Source organism: Mycolicibacterium stellerae (genome assembly GCF_003719305.1).
Classification (GTDB): Bacteria; Actinomycetota; Actinomycetes; order Mycobacteriales; family Mycobacteriaceae; genus Mycobacterium; species Mycobacterium stellerae.
In genome coordinates this window covers 302,905-324,391 of sequence record NZ_RARC01000003.1, presented here as the reverse complement: position 1 = coordinate 324,391, position 21,487 = coordinate 302,905, and the positions used below count along the sequence as shown (strand labels likewise).

General features: G+C 65.6%; 18 protein-coding genes. 14 read left to right on the top strand and 4 right to left on the bottom strand.

All coding sequences use genetic code 11. From position 1 onward, the window contains the following. The first annotated feature begins 22 nt into the window (after positions 1-22). From D6M19_RS06945 to D6M19_RS34165, 4 genes are all read left to right on the top strand, one after another. A complete protein-coding gene (locus tag D6M19_RS06945; protein WP_234834731.1) occupies positions 23-742 on the top strand; it encodes an SRPBCC family protein in 720 nt (239 codons plus the stop codon). Between the two features lie 15 nt (positions 743-757). Further along, positions 758-3,121: a heavy metal translocating P-type ATPase gene (locus D6M19_RS06940; protein ID WP_123024432.1), complete on the top strand. Its 2,364-nt coding sequence runs from the start codon at positions 758-760 to the stop codon at positions 3,119-3,121. A 5-nt stretch (positions 3,122-3,126) separates the two neighbouring features. Next, positions 3,127-4,635, top strand: coding sequence for a phenylacetate--CoA ligase family protein (locus D6M19_RS06935; RefSeq protein ID WP_234834730.1), 1,509 nt, complete (start codon positions 3,127-3,129; stop codon positions 4,633-4,635). Between the two features lie 85 nt (positions 4,636-4,720). Then, positions 4,721-4,864 carry a hypothetical protein gene (locus D6M19_RS34165; RefSeq protein WP_164478370.1) on the top strand — a complete coding sequence of 48 codons (144 nt, stop codon included), beginning with the start codon at positions 4,721-4,723 and terminating at the stop codon, positions 4,862-4,864. Positions 4,865-5,232: 368 nt separating this feature from the next. Here D6M19_RS34165 and D6M19_RS06925 read toward each other — a convergent pair whose 3' ends face one another. Beyond that, positions 5,233-5,766 carry a hypothetical protein gene (locus tag D6M19_RS06925; protein WP_206428468.1) on the bottom strand — a complete coding sequence of 178 codons (534 nt, stop codon included), beginning with the start codon at positions 5,764-5,766 and terminating at the stop codon, positions 5,233-5,235. A 196-nt stretch (positions 5,767-5,962) separates the two neighbouring features. Here D6M19_RS06925 and D6M19_RS06920 point away from each other — a divergent pair, with 196 nt between their 5' ends. Next, a complete protein-coding gene (locus tag D6M19_RS06920; RefSeq protein WP_123024430.1) occupies positions 5,963-8,656 on the top strand; it encodes a cation-translocating P-type ATPase in 2,694 nt (897 codons plus the stop codon). On the opposite strand, the gene D6M19_RS06915 is transcribed toward D6M19_RS06920, so the two are convergent. After that, positions 8,634-9,545, bottom strand: a complete 912-nt coding sequence (locus D6M19_RS06915; protein ID WP_123024429.1) for a universal stress protein — start codon at positions 9,543-9,545, stop codon at positions 8,634-8,636. The two genes, D6M19_RS06920 and D6M19_RS06915, sit on opposite strands and share 23 nt — an antisense overlap. Before the next feature lie 159 nt (positions 9,546-9,704). On the opposite strand from D6M19_RS06915, the gene D6M19_RS06910 reads away from it, so the two are divergent. The 4 genes from D6M19_RS06910 to phoU all read left to right on the top strand — a co-directional run bounded on the left by D6M19_RS06910 (position 9,705) and on the right by phoU (position 14,508). Next, positions 9,705-10,967: an alpha/beta hydrolase family protein gene (locus D6M19_RS06910; RefSeq protein WP_164478369.1), complete on the top strand. Its 1,263-nt coding sequence runs from the start codon at positions 9,705-9,707 to the stop codon at positions 10,965-10,967. Positions 10,968-10,981: 14 nt separating this feature from the next. Next, positions 10,982-12,394, top strand: a complete 1,413-nt coding sequence (locus tag D6M19_RS06905) for a wax ester/triacylglycerol synthase family O-acyltransferase (protein ID WP_123024511.1) — start codon at positions 10,982-10,984, stop codon at positions 12,392-12,394. 89 nt (positions 12,395-12,483) lie between these two features. Then, complete coding sequence (locus D6M19_RS06900) at positions 12,484-13,809, top strand: phosphoribosyltransferase family protein (RefSeq protein WP_123024427.1); 1,326 nt, start codon at positions 12,484-12,486, stop codon at positions 13,807-13,809. Positions 13,810-13,842: 33 nt separating this feature from the next. Further along, positions 13,843-14,508 (top strand): phosphate signaling complex protein PhoU, encoded by a 666-nt coding sequence (phoU, locus tag D6M19_RS06895; RefSeq protein ID WP_123024426.1) that lies wholly within the window; start codon positions 13,843-13,845, stop codon positions 14,506-14,508. Here phoU and D6M19_RS06890 read toward each other — a convergent pair. Both D6M19_RS06890 and D6M19_RS06885 read right to left on the bottom strand, forming a co-directional pair. After that, positions 14,505-15,617: an Rv2629 family ribosome hibernation factor gene (locus tag D6M19_RS06890; protein ID WP_123024425.1), complete on the bottom strand. Its 1,113-nt coding sequence runs from the start codon at positions 15,615-15,617 to the stop codon at positions 14,505-14,507. The genes phoU and D6M19_RS06890 overlap by 4 nt on opposite strands. Positions 15,618-15,653: 36 nt before the next feature. After that, positions 15,654-16,058 (bottom strand): PNPOx family protein, encoded by a 405-nt coding sequence (locus D6M19_RS06885; protein ID WP_123024424.1) that lies wholly within the window; start codon positions 16,056-16,058, stop codon positions 15,654-15,656. Positions 16,059-16,250: 192 nt separating this feature from the next. Here D6M19_RS06885 and D6M19_RS06880 point away from each other — a divergent pair, with 192 nt between their 5' ends. Genes D6M19_RS06880 through D6M19_RS06860 form a run of 5 tightly spaced genes read left to right on the top strand, consistent with a single transcriptional unit; the run spans position 16,251 to position 21,480 of the window. Next, positions 16,251-16,505: a hypothetical protein gene (locus D6M19_RS06880; protein WP_123024423.1), complete on the top strand. Its 255-nt coding sequence runs from the start codon at positions 16,251-16,253 to the stop codon at positions 16,503-16,505. 10 nt (positions 16,506-16,515) lie between these two features. Further along, on the top strand, positions 16,516-18,309 hold the full coding sequence (gene acsA / locus D6M19_RS06875; RefSeq protein WP_123024422.1) for an acetate--CoA ligase: 1,794 nt from the start codon (positions 16,516-16,518) through the stop codon (positions 18,307-18,309). Beyond that, positions 18,306-19,283 carry a pyruvate dehydrogenase (acetyl-transferring) E1 component subunit alpha gene (gene pdhA, locus D6M19_RS06870; protein WP_123024421.1) on the top strand — a complete coding sequence of 326 codons (978 nt, stop codon included), beginning with the start codon at positions 18,306-18,308 and terminating at the stop codon, positions 19,281-19,283. Before acsA ends, pdhA begins: the two co-directional genes overlap by 4 nt. After that, entirely contained in the window at positions 19,280-20,257 is a 978-nt protein-coding gene (locus tag D6M19_RS06865; protein ID WP_123024420.1) for an alpha-ketoacid dehydrogenase subunit beta, read from the top strand. Before pdhA ends, D6M19_RS06865 begins: the two co-directional genes overlap by 4 nt. After that, positions 20,254-21,480 (top strand): dihydrolipoamide acetyltransferase family protein, encoded by a 1,227-nt coding sequence (locus tag D6M19_RS06860; RefSeq protein ID WP_123024419.1) that lies wholly within the window; start codon positions 20,254-20,256, stop codon positions 21,478-21,480. The genes D6M19_RS06865 and D6M19_RS06860 overlap by 4 nt, the downstream gene beginning before the upstream one ends. Positions 21,481-21,487: the final 7 nt, after the last annotated feature.

The following is a 21,487-nucleotide window of genomic DNA, read 5'->3' as shown; positions in this document are numbered from 1 at the left end:
CGCCCAGCGGGAGGCTTGCCACATGACGACTACGACTGTGCGCGTCGCGGCAGCCGCCGCGCTTTTGTACGCGGCGAGGAGGTACTACCTCAACTGGGGTACGACCAAGGCGGAGTGCGCCATGTACCTGCCCGGCGACGAGCTGTTCGATGGGCCGGTCATCCGGACGACGGAAGCGGTGTGGATCAACGCGCCGACGAACGCGGTGTGGCCGTGGCTGGTGCAGATGGGCCAGGACCGCGGCGGCCTTTACAGCTACGAAGCGCTGGAGAACTTGGTCGGCTTGGACTACCGCAACGCCGATCGGATACACCCAGAATGGCAGCGGCTGGTGCCCGGCGATCGGGTCCGACTTGCGCCGAAAGGCTGGGCGGGTCTACGCGACGGTTTTGCCCTGAGAGTTGTCGAGGTCATCGAACGGCAGGCCGTGGTGTTGTGCGCGGGACCACCACCCCATCCTCTGGACGCGGTGTGGTCATTTCACGTCATTCCGCACGCCGAAGATCGCTGCCGGCTTCTGGTGCGATCCCGGACACGGCGGCGGCACTGGGCGGACGCCCTGGGCGTCGAGTGCGCGGCCCCGGCGAAGGCGCTGGTGACTCGCGGGATGCTTCGCGGAATCAAGCGCCGCGCGGAGGCGCCAAACGACGTCGGGTTCCCTGCCGAGCTCGGAGCCGAAGGCAAAGCGCCGACCGGTGATTCTCCTGGGACGAATGCCGACGAAATGCTGCTTCGGCGCTGAGCGAACGAGGCAACCGTGCTGCGTCTAATCAGCCGATGTAGGTCGCACGTTGAGCCGACCCTCGTCGTCCTCACGGTCGGCGCGCTGGCGGCGGGCGGAATCGCATGGCTGGCGAGGTCCCATCCCGTCGCCGACGGATTCTGGATCGCCGGCACGGTGGTCGCGGTAGTGCCCGCGTTGGCCTGGATGCTGGCCGCCCTGCGGCGCGGTAGCGCCGGTGTCGATCTGATCGCGGTGCTGTCGTTGGTCGGCACGTTGCTGGTTGGCGAATATCTGGCCGGTGCACTGATCGCCGTGATGCTCGCGGGCGGGCGGGCGCTCGAAGCAGCAGCCGAGCGGAGAGCGTCGCATGACCTGCGCGCGCTGCTCGAGCGCGCACCACGAACGGCGCGGCGCCGCGTCGGCTCCGAGGTGAGCGTCATACCGGTCGCCGAGGTGTCGGTCGACGACCTCATCGTTGTCGGCCCTGGCGAAGTGGTTCCCGTCGACGGTCGCATCGCCGACTCGGTGGCCGATCTGGACGAATCGGCATTGACCGGTGAGCCGCTGCAGGTGCAGCGTCTGGCCGGTGAACCGGTCCGCAGCGGCGTCCTCAACGCGGGCACCGCCTTCGAGCTCTGCGCGACGGCGACCGCGCAAGACAGCACCTATGCGGGCATCGTTCGGCTGGCGCAACAGGCCGGGGCGGAAAGTGCGCCGATCATTCGGCTCGCCGACCGGTACGCCGCGTGGTTTGTACCTCTGGCGCTGGCGATCGCCGCAGGTGCCTGGCTGGCCAGCGGATCGGCCGTCCGGGCAGTCGCTGTCCTTGTCGTCGCGACGCCATGCCCCTTGCTGCTCGCAGCGCCGGTGGCGATCGTCTCCGGCCTGTCGCGTGCTTCTCGTCGGGGTGTCGTGGTCCGAAGCGGCGGTGCACTCGAAAACCTCGGACACGCAACCACTCTCGTACTCGACAAGACCGGCACCCTGACAATGGGCCGCCCTGTCGTCATCGACATCCTGACCGCGCCGGGGCGTAACGGCACAGACGTGCTGCGGTTGGCGGCATCGGTGGACCAGCTGTCGCCGCATGTGCTCGCCGAAGCCATCGTCACGGAAGCTCTCACCCGGGGGTTGCGGCTGTCGCTGCCCACCGGCGTGAGCGAGGAGCCGGGCCGCGGCGTGGTTGCCACGATCGATGACCATATCGTTTCGGTCGGCAAGCTCCCTCAAGGCGCCGTTGACGCCGACTGGGCACGGGCGGCGGTGAATCGAGCGACGCTGGACTCTGCCGCCATCGCTTGGGTGTGCGTAGACGACGATGTCATCGGAGCGGTGCTGTTGCGGGATCCGTTGCGACGCCAGGCACCTCGCACAGTGCGGCGCCTGCGCACCGCCGGCTTGAGCCGGCTCGTCATGCTCACCGGTGATCGCGCCGAACCGGCGCGTGAAGTGGCGACGGTGCTCGGGCTCGATGACGTCTATGCCCAGCAGAGCCCGGCCGACAAGGTCGCCGCCGTGCGCGCCGAACGCGAGCGGGCGGCCACGGTCATGGTCGGTGACGGCATCAACGACGCCCCGGCATTGGCAGCAGCTACAGTGGGTGTCGCGATGGGAGCGCGAGGCGCAACGGCCTCATCGGAAGCCGCCGACGTCGTGCTCACCACGGACCGGCTGGATCGCCTCGCCGACGCCATGGAAATCGCACGCTGGTCGCGGCACATCGCCGTGCAAAGCGCCGCGGTCGGCATGGCATTGTCCTTGCTGGCGATGGTGATTGCCGCGCTGGGCTGGCTGCCCCCTGCCGCAGGTGCGCTGCTGCAGGAGGGCATCGACGTCGCGGTGATCCTGAACGCGTTGCGCGCCCTTAGGGGCAACCCGGCCGACGAAGTGGAATTGGCCGCCGACACCGAAGAGCTGTTGCGGCGCTTCGCGGCCGAGCACGACGAACTGCGCGACACAGTCCGCTTGTTGCGCGATGCCGCCGATCGCCTTGTCGCAGGTGCCGATACGGCTGCACTGTCGTCGGTGGCCCGCGCCAACGCGTTCCTCACCGAACAGCTTCTGCCCCACGAGCGAGCCGAGGAGACCCAGTTGTATCCGGCGTTGGCCGGTCCGCTCGGCAGCGGTGAAGCGACCGCGACGATGAGCAGAACACACGCCGAGATCCAGAGGCTCTCCGATCGAATCGGCACGCACGTCGCACTCGCCGAGTCCGCCAAGGGAATCCAGCCCGATCAAGTCGACGACCTGCTGGCCTGTCTGTACGGCCTTTATACCCTTCTGAACCTGCACTTCCTGCAGGAAGAGGAGAACTATTTCACGTTGACCGATGACGAGACGGAAAAGGCGCAGAGTCACGGCACACCAGCGCCAAACGCTACTGAGGCGAAGTTCTGACCCAGGTGAGGATCAAACACGCCAACGAGCTTGCCGGGGCGGCCTGGGACACGTATCAGGCTGGGAGGCAGGGGCACTCGGGCATCGCCCGGCGCCAACAGGACCGCTTACGCGCCCTCGTCGCCTACGCGCGGGCGCACTCTTTGCATTTCGCCGACCGCTACCGCGACGCGCCAGACGATTTGTCAGACGTAACGCAGCTCCCGATCGTGACAAAGGCGGAGCTGATGCGCGACTTCGACCAATGGGTGACCGACCCCTGTGTTCGTCGCGCCGAAGTGGAGACATTCATCGCTGATCCGACCCGGATCGGACGCGACTATCTCGGCCGCTACGTTGTGTGTACGACGTCTGGCTCGACAGGGACACCGGCGATCGTGTTGCACGACCAACAGGCGCTGACGGTGTACAACATGCTTGGCTACGTACGGTCCTTGCCTACAGCGCTCATGTCGTTGCCCGGAATCTGGGCTCTGATCCGTGGCCGAGGCAGGATGGCGGCGGTCTTCGTCACCGACGGACATTTTCTGGGCAACACCATGATGGCGCGGCGGCTACGGGCCGCGCCATGGCGCGCCGGGATGCAGCGACTGCTGTCAGCCCTGTCTCCCCTTGGCGAACTCGTCGAGAATCTCAACGATTTTCAGCCGGTTGTGTTGGGCGGCTACCCCAGCGTTCTGGAACTGCTGGCGGACGAACAGCTAGCCTGCAGGTTGCATATTTCGCCGGTGTTGATCAGCGCGGCGGGCGAAACCCTGACCGCCACGGCACGGCAGCATATTACCGAGACCTTCGGCTGCCGGGTGACCAACTATTACGGGAGTTCCGAGGCCATCGGATTGACCTTCGAATGCTCGAGCCAACGGTTACACGCAAATACCGACTGGTACATCGTCGAACCCGTCGATGATCATCATCAGCCGGTGCAGCCGGGGCAGCTTTCTCATGATGTTCTGGTTACGAACCTAGCCAACCGCATTCAGCCGATCATCCGTTATCCGCTCGGGGATCGGGTCGTCATCGGCATCGAATCCTGTTCGTGCGGAAGCCCATTCCCCACGATCGAGGTTGTCGGCCGCACCGACGACATCTTGCTCTATCGCGGCTTTCAAGGAGAATCCATCCACATTCTTCCACTGGCCATTGCGACGGTGGCAGAGGAGACGCCCGGCGTTACCACCTGCCAGCTCATTCAGCGCGGCCCATCGAATCTGACGGTGCGCTTCATCGCAGCGAGCACGCGCAACAAGCAGCAGACATGGGACGCACTACGAACGCGTCTCGCCGCCTATCTGGCCGAGCAGGGAGCGTCGGGCGTGATCATCGAGAACGATGCCCAGCCACCGAAACTGCACCCAAGCAGCGGAAAGTTCCGCCAGGTCTACGCGGATTGCCCGGGTGTGAATGCCGGCGCGCGCCATGCCCAGCGTGCGAGGCGCCGGGGTCGCAAGCAGGGTCTGACGCCTCCCGTGCAATTCGTCGGCGAGGTCGTGCTGCAACGCCGGTATCGCTAATCCACGCCGCTTCAGCTGGCGGCCGAGCGCCCTGATGAAAAGGCCCTCGCCGGGGCGGCGACAGCCCAGAACGGCCTGCTCATTCATGACATCGCGAGTCAAAGCCGCCGCGGGACAGGAGGCCACAACCTCCAGCGAGGCGCGAAGATCCAGCGTCGTGGTCACGCCGCAGGAGGGTGAGGTGCCGACCCCGACGATGCTCGCCACGGCGATGCCCGAGCGCTCGTAGTCGATCACATCACGGACGACCTGCCGCGCCAGCCGCCAGTACACGATCCGGGTCCACCAGACGAATGCACGCAACAGCACAGCCCGCAGCGGATACAGCGGACCCCCTTTGGAGTGGTACAGCCAAAGCGTATGGCGTTTGAGGGCGCCGCCCCAGGCCAGCCGCTCCGGGCATGTCAGCTGATGGATCCCGTAACCGGCGCCAACCAGTTCGTCGATGAGCTCGGCAACCGCACCCGACCGGGTAGCGCCGCCGGCGTAACGCGTGTTCTGGTTGAGCAGGCAATGCGACACCAATACAACGCGCCGTCCACGCTTGTCGCGCAGCTGGTCAAGGAGCTGGCGTCCCTGCGGTTGATCCACGATCGCTCAGCCGGTGATCGGACTCTGAACCGCTGCGGGCCTGCTCGACGAATCGGCGGGCGCGCGATGCAACAGGTCGCGCATCAACGGGAACTCGGTGTGCACATGGCGGTCCATCGCGCCGGCGAACGACCTGGAAAAGTACACCCGCCACAGCGCATCGAGGACACGACCCGGCCCAGTCCATCCCGCGGTGATGGTGTGGCGCAGGCGAACCCCACGCGCTTCATCGGTCAGTGTCAGCGTCAGCCGGACTGGCAGGCGCAGTCCGGCCGGGCGGAACCCCCATACGATCCGTTTCCCGGCTACCGCCTCCATCACCTCACCGACCATCCGTACGTGTCGAGACCCGACATACTCATCCATCAGCACCACGTCGCCGACGTGATCTTGGTCCGATCCGTGCTCGAGCACATGCAGTTCGAGGTGCGTGCCCGGCCACCACACCTGGTAGTTGTCATCACCGCAGTCCAGCAGGAAGTCGGTGACCTCACGGCCCGTCAGGCCGTCCACCGTCATCTCTGACTCCAGGGTTAGCATCGTGGTCCCCTTTCGCCCCTTGCCATATCCCCCACTGCACACCTGTGTGACCGCGCATGCTAGGGCCTCAAGTCACCTCGGCGGGGTGATCTCGCCCCAATGGCCTACGGTTCGGACTCCACTGAATCCAAGCTGGCCTATTCGGGGACCTTCGGCTCGTGACGATTCCGGGCGGGTGATGGCAGAGTCGGGACATATGGGCCCTGAAGTGGTTGCTCCCGGCTTGTTGCCGCAACTGCCGCACACTTTGACCGCCGCGAGAGTCGCATCTGAGCTAGGGGTTGACCCGACGGTCGGTTTGACCGACGCCGATGTCGAGCGGCAGCGGCGGCGGTATGGACGAAATCTCTTGGCGGCACGCAAACCGGTGTCCGACGCGACACTGCTCGTGCGGCAGTTCGTGAGCCCGGTGGTAGCTCTGCTCGCAGCGGCGATGACGGTGTCGTTCGTCTTCGGTGAGTGGCAACAGGCGATAGCGATCGTGGTCGTGCTGTTGGTCAACGCGGCGATCGGCTACGGCACCGAGCGCAGGGCGGTGCGCTCGATGGAGGCGTTGCGTGCGTTGGGCGGCCGCAACGCACGGGTGCGCAGAAACGCGCGGTCCGCCGTCGTCAACGCCCACGAGTTGGTGCCCGGTGACGTTGTGCTCTTGGAGGCGGGCGACGTCGTGCCCGCCGACCTGCGGTGCGCGCACAGCTCAGTCCTTGGCGTGGACGAGTCCGCGCTGACCGGTGAGTCGGTGCCGGTCGGCAAGCGCGTGGAGCCCGACGCCGCGGAGGCGGCATTGCACGAGCGCGCCGCGATGTTGTTCAAGGGCACGCACGTGGTCCGCGGCAGCGGCGAAGGCATCGTTGTCGGCACCGGGCTTGCCACCGAACTCGGCCGCATCACCCAGCTGGTCGACGAGGCTGACGTGGGCAACTCTCCGCTCGAGGACCAGCTCGAACGCCTGGCACGCCAACTCATTTGGCTCACACTGATGTTGGCGTCCGCCGTTGCGGTGGCCGGGCTCGTGACCGGCAGGCCGGTGTTGCTAATGGTCGAAACATCCATCGCGCTCGCGATCGCCGCCATCCCGGAAGGCCTGCCGATCGTGGCGACGCTCGCGCTCGGCCGAGGCATGCTGCGCATGGCGCGGCACAACGCGCTCGTTGAGAGGCTCTCGGCGGTTGAGACGCTCGGCTCGACCACGGTGGTGCTCACCGACAAGACGGGCACGCTGACTGAGAACACCATGGCCGTCGAACGGGTGGTTACCACGACCGGCGCATTCTTCTTCGACTATCAGAACCGCGCCGTTCTCACCGGCGGTGTGTCGGTCGATCCGTCTGCCGACTCGGAGCTGGAGCGCGCGCTGTTGACGGGCGTGTTGTGCGGCAACGCCGACTATGACAGCGAAACCGCCAGCGGCACGGGTGATCCGATGGAAGTAGCTCTGCTTCGTGCCGGTGCCCTCGCGGGATTGACTCGCGCCGAGCAACTGAATCTTTACCCCGAGGTAGCGGAGTATCCGTTCGACCCTGCCACGAAGTGGATGGCGACCGTACATCGGGATCGCGACCGCTATTTCGTCGCCATCAAGGGAGCACCGGAAGAAATCCTGACGCTGACGAATCGAATCGGCACTATGGCCGAGCCACTCGATGACGACGACAAAGCGAAATGGCTCGACACAGCGCAGGAACTGGCGGCCGACGGGTTACGTGTTCTCGCGTTGGCCACTCACCAGTGCACGGAGCCACAAGACCCCCTCGCCGGCGGCCTCGCGCTCGTCGGACTAGTGGCACTGCGAGACCCTGCGCGTGCCGACATTGCCGACGCGGTCGCCTCGCTCCGGTCTGCGGGGATAAGCGTTGCGATGGCCACCGGCGATCATCCGAGCACCGCACTGGCCATCGCCCACGATGTGGGCATCGCGGCAGCCGACGCGACCGTCACGACTGGTAGCGAACTCTCCGGCCTGAAGGATGCGTCGGAGTCCACACGCAAAGGTGTTGCACGACAACGTGTCTTTGCGCGCGTCGACCCCGAGCACAAGCTTGACCTGATAGAGCTCTTTCAGTCTCAAGGCGAAGTCGTCGCGATGATCGGCGACGGCGTCAATGACGCGCCTGCCCTGTCGAAGGCCGACATCGGTGTGGCGATGGGCAAGCGCGGCACCGAGGTTGCACGTGAAGCGGCCGACATCGTGCTGCTCGACGACCGATTCTCGACGATCGTGACCGCGGCGCGCGAGGGGCGGGTGATCTTCGACAACATCCGACGCTTCTCGATGTACTTGCTCTCGTGCAACATCGCCGAGGTGTTAGTGGTCGCGCTCGCCGTGTTCACCGGCTTGCCGCTACCGCTGCTGCCGTTGCAGATCTTGTTCCTGAACCTGGTGACCGACGTGTTTCCCGCCTTCGCACTCGCTTCCGGCGAAGGCGACGGCGACGTCCTCGACCGGCCGCCCCGACGCCGGGGCGAGCCCATCATTCGGCCCCGGCTGTGGCGCGCCATGACGTGCTATGGGCTGGCGATCTCAGCGAGCACCCTGCTGTCCATCGTCGTTGCCATGCACTGGCTTGGTTTCGACGCCGCGGCAACGACGACGGTGTCGTTCTTGACCATCGCACTAGCGCAGTTGTGGCATGTCTTCAACATGCGCGGCAGGGGCACCGGAGTGCTGCGCAACGCTGTCACCACCAACCGCCTGGTCTGGGGCGCGCTGGCGCTCTGCCTCGGGCTGATCGTGGTGGCGGCCACCGTGCCGGTGCTGGCGACGGCGCTGCAGATTGAGGCTATCGGTGCCAGAGGGTGGGGGTTGGTGCTGGTGTGTAGCCTGCTGCCGCTGGCTGCGGGACAGCTATGGCTCACCGCCGGTCGCGCTAGTGCTGGCGCGCGACGATGACGGGTACGCGGGCCTCCTGCGCTACAGCGGTACTGACCGAACCGAGCAGCATCCCGGCGAATCCGCCGCGCCCGTGGCTCCCGACGACGACAAGCTGAGCCTTCTCGGCCTGGTCGAGAAGATGACGGACGGGCCGCTCGAACTCGACCACACGCTGGACCGTGACATCGGGATAGCGTTCCTGCCAGCCGGCAAGGCTCTCGGCAAGCGTCTTGTCTGCCGCCGATTGGACAGCCGAGGAGTCAACGCCGAACACGGTGGACATGTCGGCATCGCCCCAGACATGCAACGCCACCAAATCCACACCCCGCCGTGAGGCCTCGTCAAACGCGATGGCCGTCGCCAACTCCGAGGCCCGTGAGCCGTCAACACCCAACACCACGGGCCGCTTCGACGATTGAAGCACCGAAGGTACCTCGTCGTGTATCACCGCGACGGGACAGTGGGCGTGATGGATCACCCCTGTGCTGACCGATCCGAGTAGGCGACGATGCTGTCCGGTCTGGCCACGGCATCCGACCACAACCAGTTGGGCATCCTTTGAAAAATCGACGATGGCCGGTACGGGCTTCCCAAAAAGCGTTTCGGTGTTGATCTCCGGGCGAGGACCGGCAGTGGCGCTGCCCTCAACGGCCTCAACGGCCTCGACGGCGTCGGCGACGATCCTGCGGGCGTCGTTTTCCTGGATCTCGAGAACCTCTTCGGGGACTCGGCCGCCGGGCCAGGCCAACGCCGACGCCGCGACCGATAGCGGGGATACCGCGTGAATGACGGTAAGGGGAACGTGGCGCATCGCTGCTTCCCGCGCCGCCCACTGCACCGCCACCAGTGCCGACGGAGATCCGTCGGCGCCTACGACCACTCCGTGATGTGAGACGTGTTTGGACATTTCGTTGTCCTCTCTGAAACCGGCGACCATCGATGACGCTATGGCTCGGCGCCGGCCTTGGCTGGAGGCATTGGTCCCGACGGCGGTGGTCAAACGGCCCTCAGTCCCGCGAACGAAGCCTCTACTGACTCACCGCGACAGTCCGTAACGTCGTCGGGCATGGCGGCATCTGACCGCGAAAAGGCGGGCGACCCACTGACGAGCCATTCTCGCCGTCAGCCTCCTGGTGCGCGGGCGTTGGGCGCGATGGTCGGGCCGTTCACAAGAACCGGTGGCTACTACGCCCAATCCTGGCGGGACTATCTCGGCAGCGAGCCGCACGACCTTCCGATCGCGCGGCCCACTGTCGCGCTTGCCTTACACGCCTTACGCGACGAAATCGTCCTTCTCGGGTTGCGAGCCCGCCGACCAGTCAGCGATGAGCGTGCCTTCGACCGAATCAACCGCGAAGTGGTTGCGGCGCTGGACTTCTACGGCCGAAGAGGATGGCTGGACAATGCCGAAGGGTTCTTTGCGAGACCGCCGGCATTGACCGACGTCACGGTCGCGCAAGTCAAGAGCCGCAGACATCCCCACTCGCGCATCGCCTTCGAAAGCGGCTACGCCCCCCACCCTGGCGAACCCGGCGCGCAGCGGTGGTCGGGCTACACCGCCAATACCCGCGAGTACGCGCTGATGTTGCGCCACAGCGTGCCTCGTCCATGGCTGGTGTGCATTCACGGCGCGGAAATGGGCCGCGCCGCGCTCGACCTCGCGCTGTTCCGGGCATGGCACCTGCACGAGAACCTGGGTCTCAACGTCGTGTTACCCGTCCTTCCGATGCACGGGCCGCGGGCACGGGGACTGCCAAAGGGCACGGTCTTCCTCGGCGAGGATGTGATGGACAACGTGCACGCGACCGCCCAGGCGGTGTGGGACGTCCGGCGGCTGATTGGCTGGATACGGTCGCAGGAACCCGAGTCGTCGATCGGCCTGAACAGCATCTCACTCGGTGGTTACATCGCTTCGCTTGTCGCGAGCCTCGAGGACGGCCTCACGTGCGCGATACTCGGTGTCCCGGTGGTCGACCTGATCGAACTCCTTGGACGCCATGCGGGCCTCGGCCTCGACGACCCGCGCAGGCACACGGTGGCACTCGCCGAGCCAATCGGGCGAATGATATCGCCGCTATCGCTGACGCCCCGCGTGCCGATCGCCGGCCGCTTCATCTATGCCGGCGTCGCCGATCGGCTTGTTCACCCGCGCGAGCAGGTCCTCCGCCTGTGGGACCATTGGGGCAGGCCCGAGATCGTCTGGTACCGAGGCGGCCACACCGGTTTCTTCCAGTCCCGTCCGGTACAGCGCTTCGTCGACGACGCACTTGTGCAATCGGGACTCGTCGGGGGGGCTCCGACATTGCGCGAGACCGATCGGCCCGCCTGAGTATGGAGCGCGGCATGGACTGGCTAGACCCGCTCGACGCCGCAATGATGACCGCAGAGGCGCTGTCCCGTCCGCTGAACATCGGCGCCGTGCTGATTCTGTCGCCCCCCAAAGGCGCAGGCCCGCATCACGTCGACGAACTTCATCGGGCAGCCGTCTCCGGACGAGACCCCGTAGATCCGCGGCTTCGCCGATATCCTCATCGCGGCGCGCAGACCGTCGGTGGCTGGGTCTGGCGAGAGGCCGACACAGTTGACCTGAGCCAGCACTGCCGACGCATGAGACTGACGTCGGGCGGCGGTCGCAACGACCTGTGGCGGGCCATCGGCCGGCTACACGCGGAGCCACTCGATCGGTCCCGTCCCATGTGGATGTCGTACCTGATCGATGGGCTCGCGGAAGGCCGCTTTGCCTTCTACGTGAAGATCCATCACACCGTCATGGACGGCGTGGCCGGTTTCCAGATGATCAGCGATGCGCTGAGCCCCGATCCGAAGCGCCGGTCGATGCCCCACTTCTACGCGGCCCAGCATCGCGAACAGGAGGTGCGAACCGCCCGTCACACTCTTGAACTGCCCAATCCCCTTCCAATGCTCCGATCTGTGGCGGGCACGGCGGTGTCGGCGGTCGCACTGGCCGGACGAATCGTCACCGGCGAGGTATCGGATCTGGTCGCCAGCCTGACCGGCGATACGACCGTGCCGCTGTTGGCCGCTCCCCATACCCGGTTCAACGGCAGGCTCGGACACGAGCGCACCGTCGCCGCCGACACCTGGCCAAGGACACGTATCCGGGCCCTGCAGGACAAAGCCGGGGTGACCGGTAACGATGCGGTGACCGCGGTCGTGGCGGGTGCGCTGCGCCGCTGGCTGCTCGATCACGAAGAACTGCCCACACAGTCGCTGGTGGCCATCTGCCCGATCACGGTGCGAAGCCGCGGACACGCGACCGAGGAACGGCACAACAACATGTTCGGCGCATGGCTGTGCCCGCTGGGCACCCATCTACCCGACCCTCTTGAGCGGCTGGATCTGATCCACCGCTCCATGTCGGAGGGCAAACACCGGGTGGCGAGTCGCGGTCCGGGCGCATCCCTGTTGCTGCTCGCAGCAGCGATCGGACCAACGGTGCTCTTGCCGATGCTCCCGTTCAGCCCGAAGCTACGCACGGGATACAACCTGCCGATATCGCACGTGCCGGGCCCGCAGGCCGAGATGTATTGGAACGGCGCGCATGTCGAGGAGATCTACCCGGTGTCGGCCGTCTACGACGGCCAGGCACTCAATGTCACGACGTGCTCATACGCCGACCGCATCGGCTTCGGCTACGTCGCAGGCCGCGATGTCGTACCTGACATCGACACCCTGATACCGCTTACCGAACAGTCACTGACCGAACTGGAATCCGCACTTGGCTTGCTGACCTGAAGACCTCCCGCGCTGTTGGGACCCAAGTCGGTCGACTGAGGGACCTAAGCCCTTATCGGCTCACCGTCTCATCGGTTAACACTCGGGAGATGAAATTGTTTGACGATCGTGTCGACGCGGGGCGGCAGTTGGCCCGCCGTCTAGCGCCTCTGAAGGGGCGGGACATCGTCGTCCTCGGCCTTCCACGAGGCGGTGTGCCGGTGGCCTTCGAGGTCGCGAAGGCACTGAAGGCCCCCCTCGACGTGCTGGTGGTACGCAAACTCGGCGTGCCGTTTCAGCCGGAACTCGCCTTCGGCGCCATCGGCGAGGACGGCGTGCGAGTCCTCAACGACGGCGTCGTGCGCGAGGCATACCTCGACGGCGATGACATGGATGCCGTCGAACACAAGCAGCGGATCGAACTGCGTCGCCGCGCGGAACGCTTCAGACGCGGGCGTGACCGGATCTCGTTGATCGGGCGGGTCGCCGTGATCGTCGACGACGGCATCGCCACCGGGGCCACCGCTCGGGCGGCATGCCAGGTTGCCCGCGCCCACGGAGCGAGCCACGTGGTGTTGGCGGTTCCGATCGGCCCGGACGATGTCACTGAACGGTTCGCCGGCTACGCCGACGAGGTGGTCTGTCTGAAGACGCCCGCGCTCTTCTCCGCGGTCGGGCAGGGATACCGCCATTTCCCCCAGACCCCCGACGAAGAGGTCATTGCGCTCCTCGACCGCGCTCGCGACGGCGTCTCCGCGCAAGCCGGCGTCGCGATCGACCCGCCACTGCGTGACGAAGAGGTCGCGGTGACGGCCGGACCGGTGACGGTGGCCGGGCATTTGACGATCCCCGAACACCCAAGGGGCATCGTCGTTTTCGCGCACGGCAGCGGGAGCAGCCGGCATAGCCCGCGCAACAGGTACGTTGCCCAAGTCTTGAACAGCGCCGGTCTTGCCACGCTGCTGCTCGATTTGCTCACGCCTGCCGAAGAGCGCAACCGCGCCAATGTCTTCGATATCGAGATGCTGGCGGGACGGCTGGTCGACGTAAGCCGTTGGCTGGCCGGCCAGCCCGAGACGGCCCTGCTTCCCGTCGGTTACTTCGGCGCAAGCACCGGGGCGGGCGCAGCACTGGCAGCGGCCGCCGATCCGCGTGCGAAGGTGGGTGCCGTTGTCTCCCGCGGCGGCCGACCCGATCTCGCCGGTCGGGCGCTGGCGAACGTCCTTGCACCGACTCTGCTGATCGTGGGCGGACGCGACGAGGTGGTCATCGAACTGAACCGGCGAGCACAAGCAGCGATACCTGGGGAATGCGAACTCACCGTGGTTCCCGGAGCCACGCACCTGTTCGAGGAACCGGGCACCCTCGAACAGGTAGCGAAGCTGGCCTGCGACTGGTTCGTTGACCACTTGAGCCGACTCGTCGCGCAACGGTAGACAGCCGAACATCATGGGGAGAAGGCGAAGCGGATGCGAACCGTCTACCGAAAACACCTGTCCGAGCTAGCCGAGCAGCTGAGTCAGATGTGCGGCCTCTCCGGAGCCGCAATGGAGCGCGCAACCCAGGCGCTGCTACAAGCCGACCTCGCCTCGGCAGAGCAAGTGATCGGCGACTACGCCAAGATCGCGGCGATGGGCACCCGAGCCGAGGAAGGTGCTGTCACGTTGCTGGCCTTGCAGCAGCCGGTGGCGGGTGAACTCCGCAGCATCATCAGCTGGATTCAAGTCATTGCCGATTTCGATCGGATGGGCGCTTTGGCCGTACATGTGGCCAAGATCGTCCGCCAGCGACATCCAGATCGTGTTCTGCCCCCGACGGTCGAAGGGCGTTTCGCTGAAATGGGCCGGGTTGCAGGAGAATTGGCACGGAATGCGCAGGAAGTGATGTTGACCCGCGATCCAGGAAAGGCCGCTCGAATACGCGAACAGGACGACGCGATGGATGCGCTGCACCAGGAGTTGTTCAGAGAGCTGTTGGATCGCGAGTGGACGTACGGGGTCGGCGCTGCTGTCGATGTCGCGTTGCTGGGCCGCTTCTACGAGCGCTTCGCCGACCATGCGGTCGAGGTCGGCAGGCGGGTCGTCTTTCAGGCGACCGGCACACTTCCCCCCGAGCAAGGCATCGGGACGTACTAGACGACTATGTCTGCCGGCACGTAACGGAGCAGCGCGGCGATCCCATCGACGGGAGCGATCAGATCGTCGACACAGACCAGATCGGCGCCGACGGCCACCGCCGCGAACGGCAACGCCTCGTCGGCGCGCACCACCTGGTGAGCCGCTTCCCCGAGTTCCGACAGCACGTCGGCGTCGGGCGCCACCGTGGCGCGGTTCTCTCCCGTGACCACGGTGGCGTCGTGAAGGTCCGCCACAATCAGGGTGGCTACGTCGCCTTCCCGCAGCGCCGCGCACACCGCGGCAATACCTTCGGCGGCCAGCCCCGACGCCCGTCCGTGCTCGCTACGGAATCGCTCGGCGATGTCTGCGGTCCCACACCGGCGGCGCCGGTCGAACTCCGTGTCGACGAGATCCTGGACCTCGCTTTGCCTGACCCGGTGCCCTTGCGCCCCAGCGTGGAACTGGACCGCTCGGGTGGCCACGCGCGGCGGTAGCGCCGAGACGACATCGGTGCGCGAACGCACCTCGCCGCACACGAACACGACCTCTGCGCCCGTCTCGTCCACCAACTCGGTGACGCGATCGGCGACGGCGCGGACATTCATCCGGACGGCCTCTTCGGCCGAATGGCCGACGTCGCCGTAGCCGTTCCACCCGGCGGAGGCCGGTTTGTGCACCGGATAACCGCCGCCGTCGACGGTCTCCGAAGTGACGGCACCTCCGCGGTGAAGCGTGACATCGGCGCCCTCGTGGTCCACGGCGGCGAACACGTAAACGGGTCGCCGCACGCCGTCCTTCACCAACGGCAGGATGTACGGGTATTCCGATATACGAAGCTCCGTCGCCGCGGGTGGGCTGGACAGGTGCTCGTCGATCAGCACTCCCCCGTGAGTTGCGATGATGGCGCGGCCCTCGCTCCCCACGCCGGGTTGACCATGTAGAACTGCACGTTCGAGCCTGTCGATGATGTCGCCGTCGGCGCCTTGGCTCTCCAGGTGCTTGTGGAGATCGCTCCAAATCGCCTCGCGTCGGGCCATCGTGTCCGCGCTGTTTCCTGAATCGTCGATGTATACCGACACGAAGGGTCCTTGCGCGGTGAGCAGCGGCCGAAAACGCTCTGGTTCCATGGTCTTTCCAATCTCATTGTGCGGCAACGGAGTGCGCTATTTTGCGAGTTTGACCTTCAGATAGTTGTCGATGTGGAACCGCTGGAAGGCGCGTCGGCGCCGTGCGGATAACTGCGGGGCCGCCGTTGCGGCATCGAGGATCTCCGGCTCGGCAACGTCGTATGTCTGGCCGTTCACCGTGACGGACGCTCGCCCGGCGGCAAGCACGTTGCGCAGCCAGTCGACTCCCGTGCCGTACGGGAGCGGAAGAATGAATCCGTCCGTGACCCGTTCCACCACCACCGGCGTGGCGTAGTTCTTGCCGGACTGGCGGCCGCTGTGCCGAATCACTCCCGCGTACCAGTGCTTGCGACCGGCCAAATGAAGCATCGCCGGATTGAGCACGAACTTGTTGAAGGTCCGGACCGCATTCCTGGCCGGAGTCATCGTGCCGTTGGACATGGGTCGATGCTGCTCGGCGCCCGAACGTTGAGCCAGGGCCGACCGGACCAAGCCCGAAGGGACTTTCGGCACCAGAACGACTCGTCAGTGTGTCGAGGACGACTGACCAACGTCGTAGTGACCTTCGTCTCTAGTGCGGGCCATCCGGTTCGAAAACGATGAGGAGCGATCGAACCAGCCGAAAGGGATGGCATGACGCCGACGGACCGCACCGAAGTGACGCGAGAGCAACTCGAGACCATTGCGTGGCAGTTCCTCCGGTCCGAGTTCACCAGTCAGATCTATGCCGACTGGCCGATCGATCGGCGAATCGATGCCTTCCTCCTCCACCACGGGCAGACCGAGCTGCTCAACGACGGATCCGCCTACAACGCCCTGATGGAGCGCGTGATGGCCAATATCGGCCCGGCCTTGCGCGCCGGGGTTCTTCCGCCCGTCAGCAACTAAAGAGGCAGCCATGACCGTGATCCACAAGACCCAGGCGGACCTCCGCATCTCGCCGAACCTCTTGGACTACGAACGCGCCCGCGCGGGCTTCGACTGGGCTGACATCCCCGACCTGTGCGCTGGCATGTCCGCCGGCTGCTGCAACATCGCCTATGCGGCGATCGACCGCCACGCCGACGGCCCCGCCGCAGGGCGAACGGCGTTGCGATTCATCTCGCCGTCCGACGTGGACGGCGGCTTGGCCACCCGCGATATGACCTACTCCGAGCTCGGGCGGTTGTCTCGTCGCTTCACCAACGTGTTGCGGTCGCTGGGGATCAATAAGGGCGACCGCGTCTTCACCTTCATGGGGCGCTGTCCGGAGTTGTACATCGCGATCCTGGGCGCCCTGCGCAACGGCAGCGTCGTTTCTCCATTGTTCTCGGCCTTCGGCCCCGAACCCCTTGTCACCCGCGTCAACATCGGTCAGGCCGACGTGCTCGTCACCACTCGCGCCATCTACAAGCGCAAGATCGCACGGGTCCGTGACCAGTTGCCCTCGGTTCGGCACATCATCGTCGTCGACGACACCGAAGACACCGAAGAGGACGGAACGCTGAACTTCAGGCGCCGGATGAACGCCGCCGACGAGTCCGCGCCCATCGAGGAGACGACCGCGCAGGATCCGGCGTTGCTGCACTTCACCAGCGGAACGACGGGAACCCCGAAGGGCGCGCTTCACGTGCACGGCGCCGTGGCGATGCATTACCTCACCGGTCTCTACGCTCTCGACTTGCATCAAGACGACATCTTCTGGTGCACAGCGGATCCCGGCTGGGTCACCGGAATGTCCTACGGGGTGATCACACCGCTGCTTCACGGCGTCACCTCCATCGCCGACGAAGCGGAGTTCGACGCGGAGCGCTGGTACCGCATCCTGCAGGACGAGGGCGTGACGGTCTGGTACACCGCCCCCACCGCAATCCGCATGTTGATCAAAGCGGGCCCGGAACTCGCCGCACAGTACCGCTTTCCGCAGCTGCGCTTCATCGCCAGCGTCGGCGAACCGCTCAACCCGGAAGCCGTCTGGTGGGGAAAGCGCGTATTGGGACTGCCCATCCACGACAACTGGTGGCAGACCGAAACGGGCGGGATCATGATCGCGAACACACCGGCGTTCGACATCAAGCCCGGCTCCATGGGCCGTCCGCTGCCCGGTATCGACGCACACATCGTGCATCGCAACGACGACGGCACGGTTTCACTCGTCGACGAACCCGATGTCGAGGGTGAGCTGGCCCTCGAGAGCGGCTGGCCGTCGATGTTCCGGGGCTATCTCCACGAGGACGCCCGCTACCGAAAATGCTTCTCCGACAACCTGTATCTCACCGGCGACCTCGCCAAGCGGGATCCCGACGGGTACTACTGGTTCGTCGGCCGCGCCGACGACGTGATCAAGTCGGCCGGGCACTTGATCGGGCCATTCGAAGTCGAGAGCGCGTTGACCAGTCATCCGGCCGTCGCCGAGGCGGCCGTCATCGGAAAGCCCGATCCGACCGTCGGGGAAATGGTCAAGGCCTTCGTCCTGCTCAAGGACGGGTTCACCGCCGGCGAAGACCTCCGGCTCGAATTGCTCGGCCATGCGCGTAAACGTCTCGGCGCCACCGTGGCGCCGAAGGAAATCGAGTTCGTCGACACGCTGCCGCACACCAGGAGCGGCAAGATCATGCGTCGTCTGCTCAAGGCCCGTGAGCTCGGCCTGCCGGAAGGTGACACGTCGACCATCGAGGCGAAGACACAATCCGAAACACAGGTGATGTCATGACCGACCACGATCTTGCGCTGGCACTGCTGTCCGACATGGTGCGGGTGCGCCATATGGAAGAGAAATGCGCAGAGCTATACGGCGAAACCAAGATTCGTGGCTTCCTACACCTTTACGTCGGTGAAGAGGCAGTAGCCGCGGGATCATTGCGGGCCCTGACCGCCGATGACGCTGTCGTGGCCACCTACCGCGAGCATGCACACGCTTTGCTTCGTGGCATTCCGATGACCTCGATCATGGCCGAGATGTTCGGCAAGCAGGAGGGCTGCTCGCGCGGCCGGGGAGGCTCGATGCACCTCTTCGATGCTCGCAGGGGTTTCTACGGCGGCAATGCCATCGTTGCAGGCGGGCTGCCGCTTGCTGTAGGGCTCGCACTTGCCAACAGCATGCAGGACCGAAAAGGCATCGTTGCGTGCTACTTCGGAGATGGTGCGGTGGCCGAGGGCGCCTTCCACGAGTCGCTGAACTTGGCGGCGCTCTGGCGGTTACCCGTCCTGTTCTGCTGCGAAAACAATCTGTACGCCATGGGGACAGCACTCGATCGCGCCCAGTCGCAGACCGACCTGAGCGCGAAAGCCGCCTCCTACAAGGTGCCAACCGCGGCGGTGGACGGGATGGACGTGGAGGCTTGTCACGCTGCGGCACAACAGGGTGCCGACCACATCCGCACCGCCGGGGGACCATTTTTCATCGAGTTCCGGACGTATCGCTTCCGTGCACATTCGATGTTCGACCCGGAACTGTATCGCGAGAAAGCTGAAGTCGAAGGGTGGCGCAAACGCGATCCGATCGAGCTGTTCAGCGAGAAATGCCTACACGAAGGCGTCCTCAGCTCCGACGATATCGCCGCGATCGGGACCGCCGCCGACCAGGAACTCAACGAGGCGGTCGCGTTCGCCGACGCCGGAACTTGGGAGAGCATCGAGGATCTCGAACGCGACGTGCTGACTCCGACCCCAGGGGGTACCCGATGAAAACAACATTTCGCGGCGCTGTTCACGACGCGATGCGCGATGCCTTGAACAACGACCAGCGCGTGCTGCTCATGGGCGAGGATGTCGGCCGATACGGCGGAACCTACGCGGCATCCAAGGGACTGCTGGAAGAGTTCGGCCCCGATCGGGTGCGAGATACCCCACTCTCGGAGTTGGGCTTCGTCGGCGTCGGCATCGGCGCAGCGCTGGGCGGCATGCGCCCGATCGTCGAGGTCATGACGGTGAACTTCAGCCTGCTGGCACTCGACCAGATCGTCAATACCGCTGCGGCACTGCGCCACATGTCCGGCGGACAGTTCTCCGTACCCCTTGTCGTCCGGATGGCCACCGGAGCAGGCCGCCAGCTGGCCGCCCAGCACAGCCACAGCCTGGAGTGCTGGTACGCCCACATTCCAGGCATCAAGGTGGTGGCGCCTGCGACCGTCGAGGACGCCTACGGCATGATCGGCACCGCCCTCGCCGACCCTGATCCGGTGATCGTCTTCGAGCACGTCGGGCTCTACAACACCGCCGCAGACGTGGATCGTCTGACCACAACCGACATTTCCCACGCCGCGGTCCGGCGAACAGGTTCCGACGCCACCGTCATCACATACGGCGGATCCCTGCCCAAGGCACTGGACGCAGCAAACGAGCTGTCGTTGGCGGGCATCGACTGCGAAGTCATCGACCTGCGTGTGCTGCGCCCACTGGATTCCGACACCGTCATCAAGTCGGTGTGCAAGACCCATCGCGCGGTTGTCGTCGACGAGGCCTGGCGTACCGGCAGTCTCGCGAGCGAAGTGACTGCGCGGATCGTCGACGACGCGTTCTTTGAGCTCGACGCGCCGATCGCCCGGGTCTGCAGCGCCGAAGTGCCGATGCCCTATGCCAAGCATCTGGAACAGGCCGCCCTGCCGCAGCCCGACAAGATCATCGCGGCTGTCAAGGGCCTCGTCGGTGAATCGTCATGATCGACTTCAAGATGCCGGCCCTCGGCTCGGACATGGACGAGGGCACACTCAACGAGTGGCTGGTTAAGCCCGGCGACACCATCAGCCACGGCCAGGTGGTGGCCGTGGTGGAGACCACCAAGGCTGCAGTCGAGGTTGAGTGCTGGCACGAGGGCGTGGTTCACGAGTTGCTCGTCCCAGTCGGCCAAACGGTGCAAGTCGGGACGGTACTCGCGACGCTTATCACACCCGGCGAAACTGAAGTCTCCGCGCCAAGACAGCCCGAAAGAGACACCCGCGCAACCGCGTCCGTCGACGCCACGCCCGCGATCACCCTCATATCGACTCCGGCCGCGGCTCCCCGCCCTGACACTCACCGGCGGCGCTTCGTCTCACCGGCCGCGCGCAGGGTGGCCACGCGGCTGGGCGTGAATACCGACACGGTGACCGGCACCGGGCCGCAGGGATCCGTCACCATCAAGGACGTCGAAGACGCGGCAGCCTCGGTGACGGCGCCTGCGGCCGCAATGCAGATGCCGGTCGCCTCGGCGAAGAAGCAGGCCGCAGCCGGACGCGCAGCAGAGATGCGGAAGTCGATTGCCGCCGCAATGAGCCGGTCCAAGCGAGAGATCCCGCACTATTACCTTTCTGAAGAAGTCCTGCTCGACAAGTCGCTGGCCTGGCTGTCGGAGCGCAACGCCCAGCGATCCATCACCGAGCGGGTGTTGCCGGCGGTGCTGCAACTGAAAGCCGTTGCGCTTGCCGCCCAACGGTTCACCGAATTCAACGGTTTCTGGCGGAACGACGGGTTCGAGACTGCCCCTGGTGTCCACGTCGGCGTAGCGATCTCACTTCGAGGCGGCGGCCTCGTCGCCCCGGCCATTCACGACGTCGCCGAAAAGAACCTCGATGAGTTGATGGGCGACCTGACCGACTTGGTTGCGCGCGCCAGGGCCGGTTCGTTGCGGAGTTCGGAGATGTCGGACCCCTCGATCACGGTCACCAACCTCGGCGACGAGGGCGTCGACGCCGTGTTCGGCGTGATTTACCCACCGCAGGTCGCCCTGGTGGGCTTCGGCAAGCCGACGCAGCAGGTCTGCGCCATCGACGGCGGAATTCGCATCGTCACCGCGGTGCAGGCCACCCTCGCTGCGGACCACCGCGCGAGTGACGGCCACCGCGGTGCCTTGTTCCTCAATGCGATCGGCGAGTTCCTCCAGCAACCTGAAGTCCTCGAGAAGTGAGCGAAAT